The sequence below is a fragment of the Streptomyces sp. NPDC031111 genome (assembly GCF_055570675.1).
Genome location: NZ_JBVIGS010000006.1, coordinates 264,567 through 285,685 on the forward strand (window position 1 = coordinate 264,567; position 21,119 = coordinate 285,685).

Here is a 21,119-nt window from a genome sequence, read left to right on the forward strand (position 1 = left end):
GACGCATGTAGTGGGAAACGACTACTCCCGAACGATCGTCGCCGCGACGGTCGTCCGACAGGGGGAGGGATCTCACGTGGATGCGCCCTTGTACCTGAGGCCGAGGGTGGATCCACCGCTCGCCTCACTGCTGACGGACCGGTCCTTCCTGCACTCGCTCGTCGACGCGTTGGGGTCACCGCTCAACGTGCTGCTCCCCGAGGTCGTCGCCGAGAACGCCGCCCGCTTCCGTGCTGTCTACCGGCGCCACCGTCTGACCGGGCGCGTGTACTTCGCGCACAAGACGAACCGGTCCAGCGCCCTGGTGCGCAGGCTCGCGGCCGAGGACCCGGCCGCCGTCGGCGTCGACGTCGCCTCCCCGGAGGAGCTGAGGCACGTACTGGGCTGCGGATTCACCGGGGACCGCATCATGGCCACCGGCCCCAAGGACGACACGTTCCTGTGGCTGGCGGCGCGCGTGGGAGCGACGGTGAACCTGGACTCGCCCGGAGAGCTGGAACGGCTCTCCGCCCTGGTGCGCAGGCACGGGCTCGCCCGGGTCGCCGTACTGGTGCGCCTGTCCGGGTTCGAGTCCGCCGCCGGCAACGGGGGAGCGGGCACGCGGCTGCTCTCCCGGCGCAGCCGCTTCGGCACCCCGGTGCGGGACACCGAGGAGCTACTGTCGGCGCTCGAACGCCACGCGGACGCCGTGGAGTTCACCGGCGCCGCCTACCACCTGGACACCACCGGCGTGGAGGAGAAGGCACGGGCGCTGGAGCAGTGCGTGCTGTTCATGGACGAGTGCCGGGCACGGGGACTCGCGCCGCGCGCCGTCGACATCGGGGGCGGGTTCGGCGTCGGGTACGTCGCCGAGGCGGAGGAGTGGGAGCGGTGGACCACCGCGCTGAGCGAGGCGGTGCTCGGTGTGCGCCCGCCGCTGACCTGGCGCGGCCACGGCTACGGGCTGCGCAACGAGGGCGGCACGGTGCGCGGTTCGGCCGCGCTGTACCCTGCGCACCGGCCCGGCGCCGGCCCCGGCTACCTCGACGAACTGCTCTCCCTGCCCGCACCGGCGCTGGGCCGGCCGTCGGCCACCCTGCTCCTGGACCACCTCCACGACCTGTACATCGAACCGGGCCGCTCCCTGGTCGACCAGTGCGGGCTGTCGCTGGCGCGCGTGCTGGAGGTCCGGCCCGCGGACTCGGACACCGGCCACCACCTCGTGCGCCTCGGCATGAACGCGGGCGACATGAGCTTCGAGGAGCACGGGGTCCTCGTGGACCCCGTGCTGCTGCCGCGAGGCGAAGCGGCGGCGGGCGAGGGCGCACCCGTCGGCGTCCACCTCACCGGCAACCTGTGCCTGGAGGGCGACCTCCTCACCCGCCGCCTGGTCTTCCTGCCCCGGCTGCCACGCGCGGGGGATCTGCTGGCCTTCGCCAACACCGCCGGATACGCCATGGACTTCCACGCCCACCACGCGCAACGGCAGCCCATCGCGCGGACGGTCGCGGTGGAGCCCGAGGGCGACTCCTGGCGCTGGTGCCTGGACGAGGACTACTGGCCGATCACACCTTTGGGGGAAACACCCGGATGAGGTACGACAGCATCACGGACGCCATCGGCAACACACCTCTGGTGCGCATCGACCCGGCCGTGCACGGGCTGCGCCACATCGACCTCTACGCGAAGCTGGAGATGCTCAACCCGTTCGGGTCCGTCAAGGACCGGCCCGCCTGGCACATGGCCCGGCCCCATCTGGAGGCCGCCGACGGCGAAGGGACGGTCGTCGAACTCTCCAGCGGCAACACGGCCAAGGCCCTGGCCCTGCTGGCCGGTATGCACGGACTGAGGTTCAAGAGCGTCACCAACCGCATGCGCGTACCCGAGATCAAGGAACTCCTCCTGCTCCTCGGCGCCGAGATCGAGGAGCTTCCCGGGCGCAGCGAGTGCCTCGACCCGACCGACACGGACGACCCGCTGACGCACTTCCACCGGGCGCTCTCCGACCCGGGGAGCACCTATCTGCACACCGACCAGTACTTCAACCCGCGCAATGTCGAGGCGCACGCGGCGGGCACCGGTCCCGAGATAGTGAAGGACCTGGACGGCCGGGTGCCGGACTGGTTCATCGCCTGCGTCGGCACGGCGGGTTCGTCGACCGGTGTCGCCAGGGCCCTGCGCGAGCACGACCCGCACGTGAGGGTCCTCGGCCTGGTCGCCCACAAGTCGGACTTCATACCCGGCATCCGCACCATCGACGAGGTCCACCAGGTCGGCCTGTTCGACCCTGCGACGTACGACACCATCGAGTCGGTGACCTCCGACGAGGCCATCGACGGGATGATCACCCTCGTCCGCCGCTGCGGACTGCTGTCCGGACCGACCGGAGGCGCCGCCTACCAGGGAGCGGTGCGGCATCTGCGCGAGGCCGACGCCGAGCTGGACGGGACGGGGGAGCGGCGGACGGCGGTCTTCATCGTGTGCGACCGGGCCGAGAGCTATCTCAGCTATGTGCGTCAGCGACGCCCGGAGCTTCTGGGCCGCACGGAGCGGGGGCGCTCCGCGACGGCCGTCACCGACGCCGAGGCTCATGCGGAGGCCCGCGTCATCGCAGTCGACGACGCCCGACGCTGGACCGTCGAGGGTGACCCCCGGCCGCTCGTCGTCGATCTGCGCAGTCCGCACGCCTACGCCGCCCTGCACATCGAGGGCTCGGTCAACATCGTCGACGAGCTCTTCGAGGAACTGCTCCGCGGCGGACTCCCCTTCAGCAAACGCACACCCGTGCTGCTCGCCTGTCCCGTCGGCGAGAAGTCACTGCGCTACGCCGCCGCGCTGACCCGGATGGGCCACCCGGACGTCCGCAGCCTGGACGGTGGGATCGTCGCCTGGCGGGACGCGGGCGCACCGCTGGTGCGCGAGTGAGCGCCGGGCACCCGCTTCCCGAGGTGGAGTCCGAGGACACGCTGTGGCAGCGGGAGTTGAGGGAACAGTTCCCCATCGTCGCCGGCCATCCGGAGCTGGCGTACCTCGACAGCGCGGCGACGTCGCAGAAGCCCCGCGCCGTACTGGAGGCCGTCCAGACCTACCTCACGACCTCGAACGCCAACGCGGGCCGCGGCACCTACCCCTGGGCCAACCGGACCACGGAACTGGTGGAATCGACCCGGGAGCGGGTCAAGGATTTCCTCCACGACCCCGAACCGGGCCGCTCCGGCGTCCACTTCACCAGCGGCACCACCGAGGGCCTGCGCACCGTCGCCCGCGACTGGCTGCTCCCGCACCTCACCGACGGCGACGAGATCCTCGTGCCGTACGCCGACCACCGGGCCAATCTGGACCCCTGGCTCGAGGTCCGGCGGCTGCTGGCCGAGCGCCATGTCGACGTCCGCGTACGGGCGTTGCCGTACCAGGAGGTCTCCGGTGACTACGACCACCGGGCCCTCACCGACGCCGTCGGCCCCCGGACCCGCTTCGTGGCCGCCACCCACGTCCACCACGTCTACGGCGGCGACATGAACGTGCACCGCATCCGCGAAGCGGTCGGCCCGGACGTGCCGATCTGCCTGGACGCGGCGCAGAGCGTCGGTCATCTGCCCGTCCACCTCGACGATCCGTCGCTGGACGTGGACTTCGTGGTCTTCTCCGGGCACAAGGCGATGGCCCTGCCCGGATCGGGCGCGGTGTGGGCGCGCAACGCGCGGGGGCCCGTGTTCCGGCCGGGCGGCTGGCAGGGCACGCCCAACACGGTGGGCATCGTGTCGCTGCGGGCCGCGCTCGACTGGCTCGACGCGGCCGGGGTCGAGCGGATCGCGCGCTGGACGACCACGCTCACCACCCGGCTGACGGACCGGCTGAGACACCTCGGCCCGTACGAGGTCCTCGGCTGCCCGGCGAGCCTGGCCGCCGACTCCGCACTGCCCGCGGACCAGCGCCGCCACGGCATCGTCACCTTCCGCCACCGCGACATCCCGTCCGACGACCTCGGGTTCATCCTCTTCAGCCACGGTTTCATGGTGCGCGCCGACAGCCTCTGCCAGGCCGGCACCGACGAGCGGGACGGCTCCGTACGGGTGAGTCTGCACGCCTACAACACGGCCGAGGAGATCGACCGCCTGCTGACCGTCCTCGCGTCGTTGACGTGAATGGCAACTGATAACCGTTTCCACCTGTAGATTCGTCTGTGCCCACGGATGGACGAGAGACGGATGAGGTGGCGCGAGCGATGGGCGTGAGCATGGGGACGGCCAGGGCATGGGTGGAGCGCTGGGAAAGGCAGCAGGAGCGGTACGCGGTGGACCGCGAGGAGCGGTTCACCGTGATCGCGGACGTCGTCGAGCACATCACCGCCGGCCGCGCCCACCCCCACCTGCTCGACCTCGGGTGCGGTCCCGGTTCCCTGGCCGCCAGGCTCGCCGCCCGTTTCCCGCACGCGGAGATCGTCGCCGCCGACATGGACCCCCTACTGCTGGAACTGGGGCGCACCCACCACGCCGACGCCGCCCGCTACGTCGACACCGTCATCGGTGAGGAGGGCTGGACCCAGGCACTCGGACTGCGACGTCCCCTGGACGCCGCCCTCTCGACGACCGCGCTGCACTACCTGCCCGAGCCGGCGCTGCTGCGCACGTACCGTTCCCTCGCGTCCCTGCTCCGCCCCGGCGGCGTCCTCGTCAACGGAGACCACTTCCCGCCGGGCGCGGCACCGTGCGCGGACCTCACCGCCCATGTGGGCCGACGCAGGGCGGAGCGCACGGGCGGCCGCGAGCAGGAGGACTGGCGGTCCTGGTGGGACGCCGCGGCCCAGGACCCCGAACTGGCCGACCTGCTCGACGAACGCAGCCGGCGCCAGGCGGCCGGCGGGAGCGGGGGCGACGAGCAGGTGACGGTGAGCCGCCACGCCGAACTGCTGCGCCGGGCCGGCTTCGCCCATGTCACGCCGGTCTGGCAGTTCGGCGACAGCGCCGTACTGGTCGCGGTCATGGGCGACCCGCGCGGAGTCCGTGCCACCGCCGCGACCTGAGTCCGCGGGGGAGGGAACCCCTTCAGAGGGCCAGACTCATCAGGATCTCGTCCCGGTCGTCACCGGGCGCCACACGGAGCGCGCCCGGCCACCGGCCGACCTCGGTCCAGCCCGCCTTGCGGTAGAAGTCCTCGAGGCCCAGACCGGACCGCACGGTGAGTTGCAGCCGCTCCAAGCCCATCTCGTCGCGCGCGACGCCTCTCGCCCGCCGCATCAGCGCGGCGCCGACGCCCAGGCCCCGGAAGCGGACATGCGTCTGGACGTGGTTCACGATGCCGCAGTGCGCCACGAGAGGGTGCTGCTCGCGGCGCAGCAGCATCCAGCCCGCGAGCGCGCCGTCCACGGTCGCCAGCAGCAGTCTGCTCCGGTCCGGGGAGAGTTCACGCGTGATCCTCTCCACCGCCGGCCGGAGCGCGGCCTCGGTCACCGGCGGGAGCGGGCAGTCCATGGGCACGACGGCTCCCCCGGCGTTGATGACCGCCGTCCAGCACGCGGTGAGTTCTCGCCGGACGGCCGCGGTGGCGTCCTCGGCCCGGCTGATCTGTGCGGTCACGGGAGTCCGCACCGTCTCATGCGCTGTCACACCCAGCAGCTTGCCAGCCCCACGCGCGCGGCGACGGGGGTCAGCGTTTCTCGTACGGATCCGACGGCTCCGCGATCCGTTCGACGTTCGCGGCGTCCAGCACCGGCGGCCAGGCCTCGGGTGTTCCCAGTCCGCCCTCGGGGTGCCAGGTGCCCGTCACCGTCACCCATGTGTCGGTCTCCGGCGCGTCCGCGCCGCGGATCTCCGCCTTGACCGTCGTGGCGTCGGCCGCGCAGCACGCGACCCGGAGCCGGGTCACGTACCAGGCGCCGCCGTCCCCGTGGGTGACGAAGCCGGTCAGCCGGACCGTGCGGCCCCTCAGCGAGTAGCCGCTGTCGTAGACGGCACGGGAACCGAACTGAGTCACGCTCAGGTCCACCGGGTCCCCGGCGGGCAGCGCGGGAAAGGTGCCGACGTTCTCCGCCGCGCGCCGGGCCTCGTCGCGCTCGGCGCTGTAGGAACCGAGCGCGGGCGGCGGGAAGAGGAGCAGCGCGGCGGCGGGCAGCGCGAGCAGCCAGGCGACGCGGGGGCCGCCGCCCGCGTGGGAAGGGGAGTGGCCGTGCGCGCCGTCGGCCGGGCGCGCTGCCCGGTCCGTGGCCGCCGTGCCGTCCCGTGCCGTCAGCGCCGCCCGCACCAGACCGAGCAGCGCGAGCAGCGCCCCGGACGCGATGAGGTACGGCCGCAGGCCGACCTGCACGTACCGGAGATACAGGTCGCCGAACAGGGAGATCCGCAGCACCGCGGCGCCGACCAGCAGCAACAGCACGGCCGGACCGTACCGGCTCACAGCACACACCACCCCACGAGCACACTGCTCACCACGGCGACCGCCCAGGTGACGGACGAGAACCGGATCGCGAACGGCCGTCCGAACGTGCCGGCCTGAAGCGCGAACAGCTTGAGGTCGACCATCGGGCCGACCACCATGAACGCCAGCTGCGCGACCGGCCCGAATCCGCTCAGCGACGCCGCCACGAACGCGTCCGCCTCGCTGCACACGCACAGCACGACGGCGAGGAGGGCCAGCAGGAGCACCGACACCCAGGCGGACGCCGTGAAGACGTCCAGCAGCGACCGCGGCACCGCGATGTTGAAGGTCGCCGCCGCGGCGGAACCCAGCACCAGGAATCCCCCGGCGTGCAGGAAGTCGTGCTGGAGCCCCGCCACGAAGGCACCCGCGCGGGAAGCGCCGGATCCGGCCGACGGCTTTCCCGGCAGCCGCAGCCACTCCTTCCGGCCGAAGCGTGCCCACAGCCAGCCCATGGCCACGGCGGTGGCGAGCGAGGCGACGAACCGGGCCACCACCATCAGGGGTTGGCCGGGGAACGCGAGGGACGTGGCGACGAGGACGACGGGGTTGATCGCGGGGGCGGAGAGCAGGAACGCCAGCGCGGCGGCCGGGGCGACACCCCGCCGGATCAGACTGCCGGCCACCGGTACGGACGCGCACTCGCACCCGGGAAGCACCACGCCGGCCGCGCCCGCGACGGGTACGGCGAGAGCCGGGCTGCGCGGCAGCAGCCGGGTGAAGACCCGCTCGGGCACGAAGGCGCCGATGGCCGCCGACACCAGCGCGCCGAGCAGGAGGAACGGGACGCCCTGGACGACGACGGCGGTGAACACGGTCCACCAGGCGGCGACGGGCGGAGTGTAGAGGTCGAGCGCGAGCGCCGGTCCGAGGACACTGGCGACCGTGACGACGGTGACGAGCGCGAACCCGCCGAGGGCGACGTACACGACCGCGCGCACGACGAGGCGCACGGCATCGGCGATCCCGCCCCGCTCCGACACGTGATTCTCGTCACCCACCCCACCCGGCATCACCGTACGACAATACCAACGCGCCGCACACCCGTTGACACCTGTCGCCGCGGAATCCGGTGGTGGTAATTCTTGAATTCACCCTGAAAATCGTTGTCGATTTCAAGGAGTTGGGAATTCTTCGCCGACGCGTGTCTCGTGTGGCAATGTTGCGCACACGGGGGGTAAATAGATCCGGACGCGCCGCGCGTACTGCGCGGCGGCACGAATTCACGGAGATGATCGGCGTGGCGACAGCCCTGGAACACCAGCCGCACCCCGGACACGACCACGCGCACGGCGAGGGCTGCGGGCACGTGGCAGTACCTCACGGTGACCATGTGGACTACGTGCACGACGGTCACCTGCACCGCGACCACCAGGGGCACACGGACGAGTGCGAGGCCGGCGAACATCGCGAACACTCCAGTCACTCCCATACGCACGGCGAGGGCTGCGGGCATGTGGCGGTGCCGCACGGCGACCACATGGACTACGTGCACGACGGTCACCGGCACGCGGCTCACGACGGCCACTGGGACGACCATTGAGCGTTCCTCACGTCGAATCGGGAAATGGGAAATGCACCCCCGCGCGGGGGTGCATTCTCATGTGCGCTGTCAATTTCGCCGGTGCCGCCGCTGGGTTCAGCCCTGCCGGCTCGTGTACGGGAGCAGTGCCATTTCGCGGGCGTTCTTGATCGCCGCGGCGAGTTGCCGCTGCTGCTGGGCCGTGACCCGGGTGACCCGGCGGCTGCGGATCTTGCCGCGATCGGAAATGAACTTCCGCAGCAGATCGGTGTCCTTGTAGTCGATGTAGGTGATCCCGGCCGCGTCCAGCGGGTTGGGGCGGGACTTCTGCGGCTTGCGGGGGTCTTGGCGTCGGGCCATGTGTACTCCTTCTTCGGTGGGTTGCGGACGGAGCTGAATGCCGCGGGCGAGGACTAGGGGACCGGGTCGAGAAGGGGGTCGAACGCGGCCGGCAGGTTCTTCCACGCCTCGGGTCCCGCGGCGTACTCGGCGTCGGTGAGCAGACAGGACTCGAGGAGTCGTGCGAGCCCGTCGCGGTCGAGTCCGGGCGAGGTGAAGACGAGGTGCTGGCCGCGGTCGCCGTGCTCCGGGTGCCAGTCCAGCGCGGCCGCGGCCCGGCGCACGGGCGGGACCAGGTCCCAGGCGGCGTCGGGCAGCGAAGCCAGCCAGGGGCCGGCGTTCTCCACGCACAGGGCCCCGCCGGCGGCGTCCCAGGAGAGCAGGGTGTCGGGGCGGTCGGCGAGCCAGAACCGCCCGCGGCTCCGCGCCGCGGCGCAGCAGAGCTCCTCGAGCGCCTGGTAGAGGCGTTCCGGGTGGAAGGGGCGACGGCGGCGCCAGACGAGGGTGGCGACTCCTGCCTCGTCCGCCTCCTGGGGGAGCAGGGCGCACGCCGGGTGCTGGGCGGCGCCGGCCGCTTCCACGTCGAAGCCGGCGAAGGCCAGCCGGGCGAGTTCCGCGGACTCGGCGTCCACCCGCCGGGCGGTGGGGTGGAGCTGGCTCAGGAGCGCGTGGTCCTCCTCGTCGGCTTCCTCGCTCTCCACGAGGGCGACCACGGCGGCGTACTCCAACTGCCGGGCCCAGGTGTCGCCGACGGTGCGCTGGTCGCCCGTACCGACCGCGAGGCCCGCTTCGGCGAGGTCGTCGCCGTTGCCCAGGCAGGGGAGCACGAGCGCGGGGTCGACGGCCGTGATCACGTTGGTGAGACGAACCCGGTCGGCCCCGTGGGCGACGACGACTTCGGCCATGGACCTGGGCTCGACGGAGTCCCACAGTTCGACGACGGCGAGCCGGGTCAGGCCGGCGTCGGCCAGCCGCTCCAGCTCGGGGACCAGGTCGTCGCGCAGCGTGCAGCACGCGCATTCGTTGACCAGAGGGGCGTCGCCGCGGGACAGCGCGCCCGAGGCGTCGCGTACCTGGCGCAGGACGGTGCCCTCGGCCGCCGTGGAGAGGTCGTGGTGGAGGGCGACGCTGCCGGGGACGTCGCGCAGCAGGCGGTCCACGACCTTTCGGCGGGCGTCGGCGTGCAGCCCGCCGACGATCACCACCGGCAGCCGGGCCTCGGCCCCCATCAGTTCCCCCCGCGTCGGCCGTAGCGGCGCTCGAACCGCTCCACCCGTCCGGCGGTGTCGAGTACGCGGGCGGTCCCCGTGTAGAAGGGGTGGCTCACGTTGGAGATCTCGACGTCGACCACCGGGTAGGTGTTGCCGTCCTCCCACTCGATCGTCTTGTCGCTGGTCATGGTGGAGCGCGTGAGGAACGCGTAGTTGGCGGCACGGTCGCGGAACACGACGGGACCGTACGCGGGGTGGATTCCAGGCTTCATGGAGAGGTTCCTTTCCTTCGGGTCGGTGCGGGCCGGTGGCGGGAGGGCTCGGTCCGGCGGGTCAGCGTTCCTCGCGGAAGTCGACGTGGCGTCGGGCGATCGGGTCGTACTTGCGCAGGACCATGCGATCGGGGTCGTTGCGGCGGTTCTTGCGGGTGACGTACGTGTAGCCGGTTCCGGCGGTGGAGCGGAGCTTGATGATCGGGCGTACCTCGTTGCGAGCCATGGGGGTACTATATTGGAAATGGTTTCCATTACCAAAAACCATCGTCCGACGAGAGGCAGGTAGACCTTGTCCGCCCACTGCCAACTGACCGGTGCTCAGCCGGGCTTCGGCAACACCATCTCCCACTCGCACCGGCGTACTTCGCGCCGCTTCGACCCCAACATCCAGCGCAAGCGCTACTGGCTGCCGAGTGAGGGCCGGTACGTCCGGCTGACGCTCAGCGCCAAGGCGATCAAGACCGTCGACAGCATCGGCATCGAGGCCGCCGTGGCCCGCATCCGCGCCCGGGGAGTGAAGGTCTGATGGCCAAGAAGAGCAAGATCGCGCAGAACGAGAAGCGCAAGGCGGTCGTCGAGCGGTACGCGGCCCGGCGGGCGGAGCTGAAGGAGATCATCCGTCGGCCGTCCTCCACCGACGCCGAACGCCGGGCGGCACTGGAGGAGCTCCGGCGACAGCCGCGTAACGCCAGCGCGACCCGGATCCGCAACCGGGACAGCGTGGACGGGCGACCGCGGGGCCACCTGCGGAAGTTCGGCCTGTCCCGTGTCCGCGTGCGGGAGCAGGCCCACGCCGGCTTCCTTCCCGGGGTCACCAAGTCGTCCTGGTAGTCCCGGCGTTCTCGCGGTGGACGGAGCTCCCGGCTGTGACTCCGCGGAGTCACAGCCGGGAGCTCCGTCAGACTCCCGCCGCCCCCAACAACGCGAAACACGCCCCGGTCCGACGCTCGGGGCGGCGGAACCAGGGCGCGCGTACACGGGCTCGTCACCTGTCGTGGCGTCAGGGCAGGCGCACGAGGTTGAGCCGGTAGCCCTCGGCCTGGGGGAGCCGCTGGGCGGCGAGCACCGACAGCATCTCCTGGTAGGAGACGGGTAGTTCGTCGACAAGGGGGCCGGGGAGGCTGGTGAGCGTGTGCGACGCCAGCACCTGCACGCCCGGCCGCCAGGCGGCCAGTCCGGCCGGGTCGGGGCAGTACCAGTGCATACGGGCCGCGACCTTGCTGAGGGCGTCGTGCTGTTCCTGGGTGTCGAAGAAGCCGGTACCGGCGGTGTCGAGCGCCAGCAGCGCACCCTGGAATCGGTCGGAGAGGAGATCGACGACCCGGCGGACATCGGGCTCGTGCAGGTAGGGCAGCACGGCCTCCGCCACGAACAGGTACGGCCCGTCGGTCCCGGAGGCCACCTCGTCGGCCCATGCCTCGTCCGTCACCGAGGCCGCGATCATCGTCCGCCGGGGAGTGTCCGCGAAGAAGGTCCTGCGCAGATCGATCACGTCGGGCAGGTCGAGGTCGAACCACCTGGCCCGCCCGTTGTCGAGGCGTTCGTGGCGTGTGTTCAGCCCGGTGCCGATCTCTACCACGGTCCCGTCGGGATGCGCGGCCAGGAAGTCCGTCACCCACCGGTCGAAGAGCACGGTCCGCAGCATCACGCCGGTGAGGCTGGGAAGACCGTCGAAGCGCGCGAAGTCGTACTCGATCGCGGCGACGATCTCCTCGGCCCGGGCGTCACGCAGCAGGGGAAACTCCTTGCGGTTCTCCACCGCGCGTGCGTACAGCGGAATGAGGAGCGTCTCCTGAACCGTCCCCAGCTGCGGCTTTTCCCTGTCCATGAGTGTCCTCCCTGACACGGATCGTGTACCGGGCCGGACGGTGCCGTGGCTGCGACCACCGTCCGGCCCGGAGCCTCAGTGCCCCGTCACTGCGGTGAGGGGCTCGTGCTCGTGCGCGCAGACCTCGTCGAAGCCGTAGGTGTCCCAGGCGGGGAAGGGGTCGGAACCGGGGTGCCGCTCGTCCTCCCTCATGAGACAGTCGGTCAGGGCCGCCCGCAGGGCCTCGGGGTTCAACTGGGTGCCGATGAACACGAGTTCCTGGGCGAAGGTGCTCTCGGCGTCACGCGCGGAGGAGGGCTCGAAGCGCGCCACCGAGCCGGCCTGGGACCACAGTCCCGTCACGTGGGACCGGCTGGCCAGCGTGAGAAGCCCTTGGACCTGAGCACCTGTCCGTAGCCGCCGCTGTCGAGCGACTCGGTCACGAAGGACCACAGCCGCCCTGGGTGGAAGGGCGTTCCGGAGCGGAAGACGGTCGAGGAGATGCCGTACTCCTCCGTCTCGGGAACATGGTCGCCGTTGAGCTCCCTGACCCAGCCCGGAGCCTGCTGCGCACGCTCCGGATCGAAGCGGCCGGTGCCCAGGACCTCGCCGACCGGTACGCGGCCCCGCACGGCCGGCACCACGCGGGCGGCGGGGTTGAGCCGCGCCAGGGCGGCGCGCAGCCGGTCGGCGGACGCGGCGTCGACGAGATCGAGCTTGTTGAGGACGATGACGTCGGCGAACTCGATCTGGTCCATCAGCAGGTCGCTGACCGTGCGTTCGTCGTCCTCGTACTGGTCCAGGCCCCGTGCGGTCAGTTCGTCGCCTCCGGCCAGCTCGGGCAGGAAGTTGGCGGCGTCCACGACCGTGACCATGGTGTCCAGCCGGGCCAGTTCGTCGAGGGTGGCGCCGTCGTCGCGGGCGAAGGCGAAGGTGGCGGCCACCGGCATGGGCTCCGAGATGCCGGAGGACTCGATGAGGAGGTAGTCGAAGCGCCCCTCGCGCGCCAACCTGTCCACCTCTTCGAGCAGGTCGTCGCGCAGGGTGCAGCAGATGCATCCGTTGGTCATCTCGACCAGGCGCTCCTCGGTGCGTGACAGGGCCGCCTCGCCGCCGCGCACCAGGGCGGCGTCGATGTTGACCTCGCTCATGTCGTTGACGATGACGGCGACGCGCAAGCCCTCGCGGTTTCCGAGGACATGGTTGAGCAGGGTGGTCTTGCCGGCGCCGAGGAACCCCGACAGAACGGTGACGGGCAGGCGCCGCGAGGGGATTTGGGTCATGCGGTGTCAGTCCTCGGGGCGGAGCAGGCCGCGCTCGTACGCCTTGGCCAGCCGCTGAGGGACGCGGTACGGAACCCCGTCGACCGTGACCGTCACCAGTTGGGGCGTCACCGCCTTCCACTGCGCGCGACGGTGCCGGGTGTTGCTGCGCGACATCTTGCGTTTGGGTACGGCCATGAGGACCTCCGGTGTGAACGGGGTGAGCGGGACAGAGACTACATGAAAATGGATGTCATTACGACGTGAGGGGGCGGGCCGGCTCGTGGGCGGGGGTCACCGTCGTCCCAGCTCCGTCAGGAGCATTGCCAGGGAGATGCCGGGGCGCCCGAGTGCCTCGCCGTACCTCCGCAGGACGTCGTTCTCGCGGGCGAGTTCGATCGTCGGCCTTCCGGCGGCCCGGCGCTGAGTGGCCAGCCGGGTGCAGATCTCGGTACGCCGGCGGACCAGCTCGATGATGGCCGCGTCCAGCTCCGCGATATGCGTGTGCGGGCCTTCGGGGAGGGCGTCCGTGGCCCTGGGCATGCGGAAGTGCCTTCCCGTGCGAGGTCGATGAGGTGGCCGCCGTGCCGGGGGGATCAGCGGCGTCCGGTCACCAGCAATGTGGGGTGGATCAGGTAGTAGCCCGGCTCGTCGACCACGTACTCGGGACGTCCGGGGGTCAGCAGGGCCTCGGCCCGTGCGATGTCCTCCTCCGTCATCCCCGCCTCCCTTCCTCGCGCCCGGGCGCCCGCCAGCAGTTGGGGCCACACGGCCTTCTCCAGATAGGGGCGGACCGTGGGGTCCGCGTCCGCCGGAAAGCCGATCCGGGGCAGGACGTGGAGCCGTACCTGACGCAGGCCGGCCGCGGTCATCCAGTGCACGTGCCGCGCGTAGTGCTCCGGGCCGTCGGCGGGGATTCCCCAGTCCAGCTCCGAAGCGGTGAAGAGCTGCCGTTCCAGGACGGCGTGACCGGGGAGGAAGGTCGAGCTGTAGTAGTTGCTCGTGAAGAGCGCGAGCACGCCGTCCGGTGCCAGGGCTCCGGCCAGCCGCGCGACCGCCGCCGCGGGATCCTCGACGTTTCCCGGCCAGATGACGTCGCTCGCCCAGATCGCGTCGTAACGGTCCCGTCCGGAGGCCCTCTCGGCGACCTGGAGCAGGTCCGCGGCCTCGGTGCGCACCTGGCCGAGGACGCCCTCCTCCTCCGCGTGCCGGAGGGCCAGCGCGAGCGCGCTCTCGTTGCGGTCCACGCCCAGGACCCGGGCCTGTTCACCGGCGGCACGCGCGAGGGCGACCAGGCCGCCGCCCGCGCCCGTGCCGACATCGAGGACGCGGTGACGGCCTTTCAGGTCGAGCAGGCCGACGGCCTGTTCGACGACCGGCGCCATGAACGCCCGGTTGGTCCTCAGGTACGTGATCAGTCCGGCCTCGTCGACATTCGCCATGGCCGGCAGTTTACATGAAAATCATTTTCATGTAAACCTTATTGAGAATGATAATTGTTTCCATATGATGGGCGCGAAGCCTGTGCCCGGCACCCTGCCTCTCTCTCCGCAAGCTCTCCGCAAGCAAGGACATAAAGTGAGCAATCTCCCTCGTCGCGCCTTCCTCGGGTTCGGTGCCCTGACCGCCGCAGGCATCTCCGGGTTGCTGACCGCCTGCTCCTCCTCCTCGGACGGTGGTGGCGACGACGCGGGCGCGACGTTGCGCGCGGCCTTCGCCGGAGGTGGGTCGAGCGAGACGCTGAACTACTTCGTCGGCCCGACCGCCCTCGACTTCGTCCGGGCACGGCTCGTCCACGCCCCGCTCGGGGCCATCGACGCGGGGCAGCCGGACGGCGTCGGCTACGGCATCCTGGAGTCGATCGAGATCAGCGACGACCTCACCTCGTACACCCTGCGGCTGCGTGACTCCGTCACCTTCACCGACGGATCGCCGGTGACCGCCTCCGACCTGCTCCACTCGCTGCGCGCACCCGACGAGTTGGAGGGCCTGCCGTTCACCCGCCTCGTCGGCCGCAACTTCGACCTCGCCTCCGCCCGCAAGCTCGACCGGCGCACCCTCCGCCTGCCCACCGCGCAGCCCATCGCGGACGGACGCCTGCTGCTGTGCCAGAGCATGCTGGTCATCAAGGACGGCACCACCGAGTTCACCCCGAAGACGCCGTCCTGCGGGCCGTTCGTGATCGAGGCGTTCGAGCCCGGGCAGCAGACGGTGCTGCGCCGCAACGCCGACTACTTCGGCGACGAGGTGCGGCTGGAGGAGATCCACCTCCTGTCCATCGGCGACGCCGAGGCGAGAGCGAACGCTCTCCGGGAGGGACAGGCCGACTTCGTCAGCGGGGTCTCGCCCTTCAACGCGCGGGACCTGGCGAAGTCCAGCGGCCTCACCGTGAGCGCCGGTGAGCCTCCGTACGTGTCGAACCTGCGGTTCGAGATGAACCTGTCGCACGGGCCGTTCAAGGACGAGCGCGTACGCAGGGCGTTCCGCCTCGCGGTCGACCGCCAGGCCATCGTGGACACGGTGTACTTCGGCCGCGCCGAGATCGGCAACGACGTCCCGGCGCTCGGCTTCCCCAGCTATGACAAGGGCCTGGAGCAGCGGCCCCACGACCCCGACCAGGCGAAGGCGCTGCTGCGCCAGGCCGGTCACGAGGGGATGTCCATCGAGCTGACCGCCGGTCCCGAACTGACCGGCATGGTCGAGACGGCCACGCTGATCGTGGAGGACCTCCGGGCCATCGGGGTGAAGGCGAGACTGCGGGAACTGCCGGCCGGGCAGCTCTTCGCCGACTACGAGGCCTACCAGCGCCTCCCGTTCGCCGCCGGGTACAACCCGTCGGCACCCTTCGAGGCCAATCACACCCCCGGAACCTTCCCCGACATCGACAAACTGGTGGCCACCGCTCGCAGCGCGCCGGCCGAGGGCGACCGGGAGGCGGCCTCGCACAAGGCGCAGGGCCTGCTGTGGGAGAAGGGCAACGAGATCATCCCGGTCTTCGTCCCCACCGTGGACGCCCACACCGACAAGGTGAGCGGTGTCCGATCGCTTCAGTTCCCCGACCTGTCGGCCGCCGCACTCGCGTGATCCGGTTCGCTCTGGCCCGCGGCGCGACGGCCGTCGCGACGATGCTGCTGCTGTCGGCGGTGCTCTTCTTCTCGACCGAGGCGCTGCCCGGCGACGCGGCAGGGGTCGTCGCCGGCGCGGACGCCACCGAGAGCGAACGGGCGGAGATCCGGGCCCGGCTGGGTCTCGACGAGCCGGCCGTGACGCGCTACGTGACGTGGCTGGGCGACGCGCTCACCGGCGACCTCGGCCGCTCCTCCGCCGCGGGCAGACCGGTGGCCGAGGTGCTCGCCTCGCGGTTCGGCAACTCGGTGGTGCTGGTCGGACTCGCGGTGGCCGGCATCGCCGTGCTCGCCACGGCGTTCGGTCTGGTCGCCGGTCTCCGGGCCGGCCGGCTCGGGGACCGGCTGCTGTCGTCGATGACGGTGACGCTGATCGCGCTGCCCGAGTTCCTCCTGGCCACCGGGCTGGTCGTGGTGCTGGCCCACCGGGGCGGGCTGTTCCCGGCGGTGTCGATGTTCCCGCCGGGGGATTCCCCCTGGCGGCGTCCGGACATGCTGGTGCTCCCCGTGGCCGGCCTGGTTCTGGGCGGCCTCGGGGTGGCGACCCGTCTGGTCCGCGCCGCCGTGGTCGGCGTCGCCGAGAGCCCCGCGATCGAACAGGCCCGGCTGGACGGGGAGTCGGGCGTGCGGTTGGCATGGTCCTACGTACTGCCCGCGGCCGCCGCTCCCGGAATCCAGGGGCTGGCCGTGATGGCGGCCGGGCTGCTCGGCGGCAGCCTGGTCGTCGAGACACTGTTCAACTACCCGGGCGTGGGAAGCGAGTTGGCCCGCGCCGTCACCTACCGGGACGCCGCGATGGTGCAGGGGCTGGGGCTGGCCCTGGCGGGCTCCGCGCTGCTGATCCTGTTCGTGGGCGATCTGCTGGCCGGACTGCTGAATGTCCGCTCCCGCCCCGCGTCGTGGCGTCGGGGCGAACGGGGTGCGCCATGACCCGCACGATCCTCGGAAGGCTGCTGACGGCGGCTCTGCTCCTGACGGTGCTGGCCGCACTGGCCGGACCGTGGCTGCCCCTGCCCTCGCCGACCGAACGGGTGGGTATGCCGTTCGAACCCGCGAGTTGGTCGAGGCCCTTCGGCACCGATGTGCTGGGGCGCGACGCGCTGGCCCGTACGGCGCACGGCGGGCGGACTCTCGTCCTCCAGGCGCTGGCCGCGACCGCGCTGGGCAGTGTCGTCGGGCTGGCCGTGGGTACCTTCGCGGGCCTGGCCCGGGGCGGCCGCCTCAAGGGTGTGCTGCGCGTCGTGGACGGCCTGGCTGCCGTGCCTCCGCTGCTGATCACGCTGCTGATCGCGGCCGGCAGTCCGGGCAGCGACGTCGCCGTACTTGTGGCCGTCACCCTGGTGAGCCTGCCGTTCTCCGTGCGTGTCATCGGCGCGGCCACCGCCCGGCTGACCGAGCTGGCCTACGTACGCACCGCGCTGGCACGGGGGGACAGCAGGTGGGCGGTCGTCCGCCACGACATCCTCCCGAACATCGCCCCCGAAGCGTGGGCCGAGGCCGGCCTGCGTTTCATCGCCGCCACGCAGCTCTGCGCGACAGCGGGCTTCCTGGGCCTCGGCGCGCCGGCGCCGGCCGCCAACTGGGGCCGGCTGGTCCGGGAGAACGCGGTGGGCGCGGGAGCACAGCCGTGGCCGGTGCTGGCTCCGGCCCTGCTGCTGGTCGTTCTCGGACTCGGGACGACCCTGGCCGCGGACCGCCTCACGTCCCCCGTCGGGCGGCCACGAAACGAAGGGAAGACCGCGCCATGAGCCTGGTGGAGGTGGCGGGACTGACCCTCTCGGCCGCCGAGCGGAGGGTGCTCGCCGACTGCTCGCTGACGATACGGCCGGGGGAGCGGGTCGGCTTGTTCGGCCGGTCCGGGTCGGGCAAGACGGCGCTGGCACACGCCCTGCTGGGTCATACGAGGCCGGGGCTGGCACGCGTCGGCGGCACGGTCCGGGTCGCGGGCCACGACCCGTTCGCACCCGACGGCGCCCGGCGGGTGCGCGGCCGCCTGGCCGCGTACCTGCCGCAGGACTGCGCCAGCGCGCTGCCCGCCGAGCATCGCGTCGGATGGGTGCTGGACCGTGCGGCCCGCCGGTCCGGAGCGGCACGCGCGGAGCTCGCGTCCCTCCGCGAGGAGGCACTCGACCGTATGGGGCTGCCCGCGGACTTGGCGCGGGCCTTCCCCCACCAGATCTCCGGGGGCCAGGCCCAACGCGTGGCCCTGGCCGCGGCTTTGGCCACCGGCGCGGAGCTGATCGTCCTGGACGAGCCGACGAGCGGCCTCGACCCGGGCACGACGGACGACCTGATCCACCTCCTGAGCACAGCCGTCGGCCATGCCGCCATGCTGGTGGTGAGTCATGACATGGACGTGGTCGACCGTCTCACCCACCGCCGGATCGCCATGAACGACGGCCGGCTCACCGACGCCGATGTCCCCGACCGCGGTGCCGCCGTGGTCCCGAGCGTCCCTCGGCGACCGGTCGAAGAGGCACCCGAGACGTGTGCTGTTCGGGAGAGGGCATGGGTGCTGAGGGCTGAGGGCGTGCGGGGAGGTCCGGGCGGGGAACACGTTCTGCGGGGTGTGAACCTGACCCTGGGTGCCGGCGAGTGCGTGGCCGTGATGGGCGCCTCCGGAGCAGGCAAGACCACGCTGGCGCGGGCGTTGGCGGGCACGTTGGAACCGGGCGGGGGCCGTCTCTGGCTGAACGGCACGCACCAGCCGTGGCCCGTCGCCCGCAGGCCGGCGGCCGACCGGCTCTGGGTGGCCCATGTGGACCAGGACAGCCGTGCCGCGCTCAACCCACGCGAGACCGTCGGGAAATCCCTGGAGAGAGCCCGTCGCGCGGCCGCCCGCGGTGGTCTCACCCCGCCTCCGGTCGTAGAGCTCCTCAGCGCGGTCTCCCTGCCCCTCAGCGCGGCGGGCCGCCGCCCGGGCGAGCTGAGCGGAGGGGAACGCCAGCGGGCGAACCTCGCGCGAGCCGTCGCCGCCGGGCCACGCGTGCTGCTGTGCGACGAGGTGACCGCGTCCCTCGACGGCGCCACCGAGCGGGAGGTGCTCGACATGCTGGCGACACTGCGAAAGGAACGGGGTCTTGCCGTGCTCCTCATCACGCACAGCGCGGCCGTCGCCGCCACGGCGGACCGCTGCCTCGCGTTGGTGGACGGCACCCTGGGGCCTCCGGCCACGCCCATGTCCGGGGGCTGAGCCGTACGCGGGGAGCGGCTCCCGGTCCGGACCGGACGACCGGGAGCCGGCGTACGGGTCACCCCTCCCGCAGTGTGATGGCCCCTACGGGACACCGGTCCACCGCGTCGCGGACAGCGTCCAGCTCCGCCGGTGAGGGATCGGCCGTCCGGAGCACGACGAGCCCGTCATCCAGGTCCTGGTCGAACACGCCCCCGGCGGACAGTACGCACTGCCCGGCACCCACGCAGAGATCGCGGTCGGCGGAAACGCGCATCAGGTCTCCTCTCCCGCCCGTCAAGCCTGCCCGTCCTCGCGTCGTGCCCTCTCCCTCAGCGCGTTCTTGTCCGTCTTCCCCACGGGGGTCAAGGGCATCCGCTCGATGGCCCTCACCCGGTCCGGTGCCTTGTAGGCCGCCAGACCGCGTGCGCGGAGGAAGGACGCCAGCTCCCGGGGGCCGGGCGCCGGGCCCGCGCACACCACGAACGCCACGGAACGTTCGCCGAGTTCGGGGTCGGGCGCGGCCACGAGCGCCGCGGAGTCGATGCCGGGGTGGGCGAGCAGGTGCTCCTCGACCTCGGTGGCGTCGATCTTCTCGCCACCTCGGTTGATCTGCTCCTTGACGCGGCCGACCACGCTGAGGTGCCCGGTGGGCAGCCGCCGGACGAGATCGCCGGTGCGGTAGAACCCGTCCTCGGTGAAATGTGTCCGTGCCAGCTCGGGGGAGCGGTAGTACCCGCGCAGTGTGTACGGGCCCCGCGTCAGCAACTCGCCGACGTGTCCGTCGGGTACGGCCGTGCCGTCCTGGCCGACGACGAGGACCTCGTCCGCCGGTGACACCGGGCGGCCCTGGGTGGAACAGACGATCTCGTCCGGGTCGTCGAGGGCGGTCAGGTTGAGCAGGCCCTCCGCCATGCCGAACACCTGCTGGAGCCGGCATCCGAGCGTGGGCCCGATGCGGCGCGCGAGGTCGTCGGCCAGGCGCGCGGCACCGACCTGGAGGACGGCGAGGCCGGACAGGTCGCGACGGCCTTCCTCGAACTCGCGCAGCCAGTACGGCACGAGGGGCGGGTTGATGGCGGTGATGGTGACCTTCTCCCGCTCGATCAGCTCGAGAGCGGTGCCGGGGCTGGGACTGGGGGAGAGCACCACGGTCCCGCCGGCCTGGAGCGTGCCCAGGATGCCGGGGCAGCTCATGGTGAAGTTGAAGGCGATCGGCAGGACGGCGAGGTAGACCGAGTCCGCGTCGAGCCGGCACACCTCGGCCGCGGCCCGCGCGTTGTAGGCGTAGTCCTGATGCGTCCGCGGGATGAGCTTGGGTGTGCCGGTGGTGCCCCCGGACAGCAGGAGGAGGGCCAGGTCCCCGGCGGCGACGGGCGGTTCCGGGGGTGTGACGGCGGGAGCCCGCGGATCGAGCAGCGTCTCGTAGGGGACGAAGCCGGTGTGGCCTGCCGTGTCACCGACGACGATCGTGTGCCGCAGCGACGGATGGTCGGCGGCCACCTCCGAGGCCAACGGGCGGTAGTCGAAGCGGGCGTGCCGGTCGGGGATCACATGGGCGACCGCCTCGGTGATCCGGGCGAGGTGGGCGATCTCGTGGCGACGGTGCCCGGGCATGGCATGGACCGGCACGGCGCCGAGCCGTTGCAGGGCGAACCAGAGCAGCACGAACTCCGCGCGGTTGGGCAGCTGCACGACGACCCGGTCGCCCCGGCGCAGTCCGAGACGGTGCAAGGACCGGTGCAGGACCTCGACGTCGGCCGCGAGCGCCGAGTAGGTCCAGCGGCGGTCGCCGTCGACGAGGGCCACGGCATGCGGACGTGTCGACGCCTGCCGGGCCGGGAGGTCGCCGAAGACCTCGTCCCGCCAGTGGCCGGCATCGCGGTAGCGCTGTGCGGCCTCGGGCGGCCAGCCGGGCCAGTCCGGTGTTCCGGACGGTGCTCCGTGGACCGAAGTCGAGCCCATGTGTCCTCCATGGTGCGGAAGTTGCGACTGGTGCAAACGTCAACAGGC

General features: G+C 71.8%; 24 protein-coding genes and 1 pseudogene. 11 read left to right on the top strand and 14 right to left on the bottom strand.

The genetic code is table 11. From position 1 onward, the window contains the following. Positions 1 to 76: 76 nt before the first annotated feature. The 4 genes from ACZ470_RS15565 to ACZ470_RS15580 all read left to right on the top strand — a co-directional run bounded on the left by ACZ470_RS15565 (position 77) and on the right by ACZ470_RS15580 (position 5,002). Positions 77 to 1,573 carry a Y4yA family PLP-dependent enzyme gene (locus ACZ470_RS15565; protein WP_468427419.1) on the top strand — a complete coding sequence of 499 codons (1,497 nt, stop codon included), beginning with the start codon at positions 77 to 79 and terminating at the stop codon, positions 1,571 to 1,573. Next, the gene (locus ACZ470_RS15570) at positions 1,570 to 2,904 is read left to right on the top strand and encodes a pyridoxal-phosphate dependent enzyme (RefSeq protein ID WP_468427420.1); all 1,335 of its coding nucleotides are present in this window, start codon (positions 1,570 to 1,572) and stop codon (positions 2,902 to 2,904) included. Before ACZ470_RS15565 ends, ACZ470_RS15570 begins: the two co-directional genes overlap by 4 nt. Further along, positions 2,901 to 4,124 (top strand): aminotransferase class V-fold PLP-dependent enzyme, encoded by a 1,224-nt coding sequence (locus ACZ470_RS15575; RefSeq protein ID WP_468427421.1) that lies wholly within the window; start codon positions 2,901 to 2,903, stop codon positions 4,122 to 4,124. Before ACZ470_RS15570 ends, ACZ470_RS15575 begins: the two co-directional genes overlap by 4 nt. 80 nt (positions 4,125 to 4,204) lie before the next feature. Continuing rightward, positions 4,205 to 5,002 (top strand): class I SAM-dependent methyltransferase, encoded by a 798-nt coding sequence (locus ACZ470_RS15580; protein ID WP_468427422.1) that lies wholly within the window; start codon positions 4,205 to 4,207, stop codon positions 5,000 to 5,002. A 22-nt stretch (positions 5,003 to 5,024) separates the two neighbouring features. Here ACZ470_RS15580 and ACZ470_RS15585 read toward each other — a convergent pair whose 3' ends face one another. From ACZ470_RS15585 to ACZ470_RS15595, 3 genes are all read right to left on the bottom strand, one after another. Next, positions 5,025 to 5,555 (bottom strand): GNAT family N-acetyltransferase, encoded by a 531-nt coding sequence (locus ACZ470_RS15585; protein ID WP_468427423.1) that lies wholly within the window; start codon positions 5,553 to 5,555, stop codon positions 5,025 to 5,027. A 70-nt stretch (positions 5,556 to 5,625) separates the two neighbouring features. Continuing rightward, on the bottom strand, positions 5,626 to 6,372 hold the full coding sequence (locus tag ACZ470_RS15590) for a TIGR03943 family putative permease subunit (protein ID WP_468427424.1): 747 nt from the start codon (positions 6,370 to 6,372) through the stop codon (positions 5,626 to 5,628). After that, the gene (locus tag ACZ470_RS15595; RefSeq protein ID WP_468427425.1) at positions 6,369 to 7,394 is read right to left on the bottom strand and encodes a permease; all 1,026 of its coding nucleotides are present in this window, start codon (positions 7,392 to 7,394) and stop codon (positions 6,369 to 6,371) included. Before ACZ470_RS15595 ends, ACZ470_RS15590 begins: the two co-directional genes overlap by 4 nt. A gap of 230 nt (positions 7,395 to 7,624) precedes the next feature. Here ACZ470_RS15595 and ACZ470_RS15600 point away from each other — a divergent pair, with 230 nt between their 5' ends. Beyond that, positions 7,625 to 7,936 carry a hypothetical protein gene (locus tag ACZ470_RS15600; RefSeq protein WP_468427426.1) on the top strand — a complete coding sequence of 104 codons (312 nt, stop codon included), beginning with the start codon at positions 7,625 to 7,627 and terminating at the stop codon, positions 7,934 to 7,936. A gap of 96 nt (positions 7,937 to 8,032) precedes the next feature. On the opposite strand, the gene rpsR is transcribed toward ACZ470_RS15600, so the two are convergent. The 4 genes from rpsR to rpmG all read right to left on the bottom strand — a co-directional run bounded on the left by rpsR (position 8,033) and on the right by rpmG (position 9,963). Further along, entirely contained in the window at positions 8,033 to 8,275 is a 243-nt protein-coding gene (gene rpsR / locus ACZ470_RS15605; protein WP_468427427.1) for a 30S ribosomal protein S18, read from the bottom strand. A gap of 53 nt (positions 8,276 to 8,328) precedes the next feature. After that, positions 8,329 to 9,483 carry a CobW family GTP-binding protein gene (locus ACZ470_RS15610; RefSeq protein ID WP_468427428.1) on the bottom strand — a complete coding sequence of 385 codons (1,155 nt, stop codon included), beginning with the start codon at positions 9,481 to 9,483 and terminating at the stop codon, positions 8,329 to 8,331. Then, complete coding sequence (locus tag ACZ470_RS15615; RefSeq protein ID WP_468427429.1) at positions 9,483 to 9,737, bottom strand: type B 50S ribosomal protein L31; 255 nt, start codon at positions 9,735 to 9,737, stop codon at positions 9,483 to 9,485. The genes ACZ470_RS15610 and ACZ470_RS15615 overlap by 1 nt, the downstream gene beginning before the upstream one ends. A gap of 61 nt (positions 9,738 to 9,798) precedes the next feature. Then, positions 9,799 to 9,963, bottom strand: coding sequence for a 50S ribosomal protein L33 (gene rpmG / locus ACZ470_RS15620; protein ID WP_129802794.1), 165 nt, complete (start codon positions 9,961 to 9,963; stop codon positions 9,799 to 9,801). A 66-nt stretch (positions 9,964 to 10,029) separates the two neighbouring features. Here rpmG and rpmB point away from each other — a divergent pair, with 66 nt between their 5' ends. Together rpmB and rpsN are read left to right on the top strand one after the other, a co-directional pair. Further along, on the top strand, positions 10,030 to 10,266 hold the full coding sequence (gene rpmB / locus ACZ470_RS15625; RefSeq protein ID WP_129802793.1) for a 50S ribosomal protein L28: 237 nt from the start codon (positions 10,030 to 10,032) through the stop codon (positions 10,264 to 10,266). Next, positions 10,266 to 10,571 carry a 30S ribosomal protein S14 gene (rpsN, locus tag ACZ470_RS15630; RefSeq protein ID WP_468427430.1) on the top strand — a complete coding sequence of 102 codons (306 nt, stop codon included), beginning with the start codon at positions 10,266 to 10,268 and terminating at the stop codon, positions 10,569 to 10,571. The genes rpmB and rpsN overlap by 1 nt, the downstream gene beginning before the upstream one ends. 169 nt (positions 10,572 to 10,740) lie before the next feature. On the opposite strand, the gene ACZ470_RS15635 is transcribed toward rpsN, so the two are convergent. The 5 genes and pseudogenes from ACZ470_RS15635 to ACZ470_RS15655 all read right to left on the bottom strand — a co-directional run bounded on the left by ACZ470_RS15635 (position 10,741) and on the right by ACZ470_RS15655 (position 14,251). Further along, the gene (locus ACZ470_RS15635; protein ID WP_468427431.1) at positions 10,741 to 11,568 is read right to left on the bottom strand and encodes a class I SAM-dependent methyltransferase; all 828 of its coding nucleotides are present in this window, start codon (positions 11,566 to 11,568) and stop codon (positions 10,741 to 10,743) included. Between the two features lie 75 nt (positions 11,569 to 11,643). Next, positions 11,644 to 12,830 (bottom strand): annotated as a pseudogene (locus ACZ470_RS15640) (GTP-binding protein). Positions 12,831 to 12,836: 6 nt separating this feature from the next. Then, on the bottom strand, positions 12,837 to 13,007 hold the full coding sequence (rpmF, locus tag ACZ470_RS15645) for a 50S ribosomal protein L32 (RefSeq protein ID WP_468427432.1): 171 nt from the start codon (positions 13,005 to 13,007) through the stop codon (positions 12,837 to 12,839). 96 nt (positions 13,008 to 13,103) lie between these two features. After that, positions 13,104 to 13,352: a chorismate mutase gene (locus ACZ470_RS15650; RefSeq protein ID WP_468427433.1), complete on the bottom strand. Its 249-nt coding sequence runs from the start codon at positions 13,350 to 13,352 to the stop codon at positions 13,104 to 13,106. A gap of 53 nt (positions 13,353 to 13,405) precedes the next feature. After that, positions 13,406 to 14,251, bottom strand: coding sequence for a class I SAM-dependent methyltransferase (locus ACZ470_RS15655; RefSeq protein WP_468427434.1), 846 nt, complete (start codon positions 14,249 to 14,251; stop codon positions 13,406 to 13,408). 136 nt (positions 14,252 to 14,387) lie between these two features. On the opposite strand from ACZ470_RS15655, the gene ACZ470_RS15660 reads away from it, so the two are divergent. The 4 genes from ACZ470_RS15660 to ACZ470_RS15675 are packed head-to-tail and all read left to right on the top strand — an operon-like array spanning position 14,388 to position 19,127. Then, positions 14,388 to 15,893, top strand: coding sequence for an ABC transporter substrate-binding protein (locus ACZ470_RS15660; protein ID WP_468427435.1), 1,506 nt, complete (start codon positions 14,388 to 14,390; stop codon positions 15,891 to 15,893). Then, positions 15,890 to 16,864 (top strand): ABC transporter permease, encoded by a 975-nt coding sequence (locus ACZ470_RS15665; RefSeq protein ID WP_468427437.1) that lies wholly within the window; start codon positions 15,890 to 15,892, stop codon positions 16,862 to 16,864. Before ACZ470_RS15660 ends, ACZ470_RS15665 begins: the two co-directional genes overlap by 4 nt. Continuing rightward, entirely contained in the window at positions 16,861 to 17,682 is an 822-nt protein-coding gene (locus ACZ470_RS15670) for an ABC transporter permease (protein WP_468427439.1), read from the top strand. The genes ACZ470_RS15665 and ACZ470_RS15670 overlap by 4 nt, the downstream gene beginning before the upstream one ends. Beyond that, entirely contained in the window at positions 17,679 to 19,127 is a 1,449-nt protein-coding gene (locus ACZ470_RS15675; protein ID WP_468427440.1) for an ABC transporter ATP-binding protein, read from the top strand. The genes ACZ470_RS15670 and ACZ470_RS15675 overlap by 4 nt, the downstream gene beginning before the upstream one ends. 58 nt (positions 19,128 to 19,185) lie before the next feature. Here ACZ470_RS15675 and ACZ470_RS15680 read toward each other — a convergent pair whose 3' ends face one another. Further along, on the bottom strand, positions 19,186 to 19,383 hold the full coding sequence (locus tag ACZ470_RS15680) for a ferredoxin (RefSeq protein WP_468427441.1): 198 nt from the start codon (positions 19,381 to 19,383) through the stop codon (positions 19,186 to 19,188). 20 nt (positions 19,384 to 19,403) lie between these two features. Beyond that, the gene (locus ACZ470_RS15685; RefSeq protein ID WP_468427443.1) at positions 19,404 to 21,071 is read right to left on the bottom strand and encodes a (2,3-dihydroxybenzoyl)adenylate synthase; all 1,668 of its coding nucleotides are present in this window, start codon (positions 21,069 to 21,071) and stop codon (positions 19,404 to 19,406) included. Between the last annotated feature and the right edge of the window lie 48 nt (positions 21,072 to 21,119).

Excerpts from the sequence above, each read along its gene's own strand:
- rpsN (WP_468427430.1), top strand. The coding sequence starts at position 10,266 with ATGGCCAAGAAGAGCAAGATCGCGCAGAACGAGAAGCGCAAGGCGGTC.
- ACZ470_RS15650 (WP_468427433.1), bottom strand. The coding sequence starts at position 13,352 with ATGCCCAGGGCCACGGACGCCCTCCCCGAAGGCCCGCACACGCATATC.
- ACZ470_RS15580 (WP_468427422.1), top strand. The coding sequence starts at position 4,205 with ATGGGCGTGAGCATGGGGACGGCCAGGGCATGGGTGGAGCGCTGGGAA.
- rpsR (WP_468427427.1), bottom strand. The coding sequence starts at position 8,275 with ATGGCCCGACGCCAAGACCCCCGCAAGCCGCAGAAGTCCCGCCCCAAC.
- ACZ470_RS15610 (WP_468427428.1), bottom strand. The coding sequence starts at position 9,483 with ATGGGGGCCGAGGCCCGGCTGCCGGTGGTGATCGTCGGCGGGCTGCAC.
- ACZ470_RS15635 (WP_468427431.1), bottom strand. The coding sequence starts at position 11,568 with ATGGACAGGGAAAAGCCGCAGCTGGGGACGGTTCAGGAGACGCTCCTC.
- rpmG (WP_129802794.1), bottom strand. The coding sequence starts at position 9,963 with ATGGCTCGCAACGAGGTACGCCCGATCATCAAGCTCCGCTCCACCGCC.
- ACZ470_RS15655 (WP_468427434.1), bottom strand. The coding sequence starts at position 14,251 with ATGGCGAATGTCGACGAGGCCGGACTGATCACGTACCTGAGGACCAAC.
- ACZ470_RS15615 (WP_468427429.1), bottom strand. The coding sequence starts at position 9,737 with ATGAAGCCTGGAATCCACCCCGCGTACGGTCCCGTCGTGTTCCGCGAC.
- ACZ470_RS15570 (WP_468427420.1), top strand. The coding sequence starts at position 1,570 with ATGAGGTACGACAGCATCACGGACGCCATCGGCAACACACCTCTGGTG.
- ACZ470_RS15600 (WP_468427426.1), top strand. The coding sequence starts at position 7,625 with ATGATCGGCGTGGCGACAGCCCTGGAACACCAGCCGCACCCCGGACAC.
- ACZ470_RS15670 (WP_468427439.1), top strand. The coding sequence starts at position 16,861 with ATGACCCGCACGATCCTCGGAAGGCTGCTGACGGCGGCTCTGCTCCTG.
- rpmF (WP_468427432.1), bottom strand. The coding sequence starts at position 13,007 with ATGGCCGTACCCAAACGCAAGATGTCGCGCAGCAACACCCGGCACCGT.
- ACZ470_RS15685 (WP_468427443.1), bottom strand. The coding sequence starts at position 21,071 with ATGGGCTCGACTTCGGTCCACGGAGCACCGTCCGGAACACCGGACTGG.
- ACZ470_RS15680 (WP_468427441.1), bottom strand. The coding sequence starts at position 19,383 with ATGCGCGTTTCCGCCGACCGCGATCTCTGCGTGGGTGCCGGGCAGTGC.
- ACZ470_RS15675 (WP_468427440.1), top strand. The coding sequence starts at position 17,679 with ATGAGCCTGGTGGAGGTGGCGGGACTGACCCTCTCGGCCGCCGAGCGG.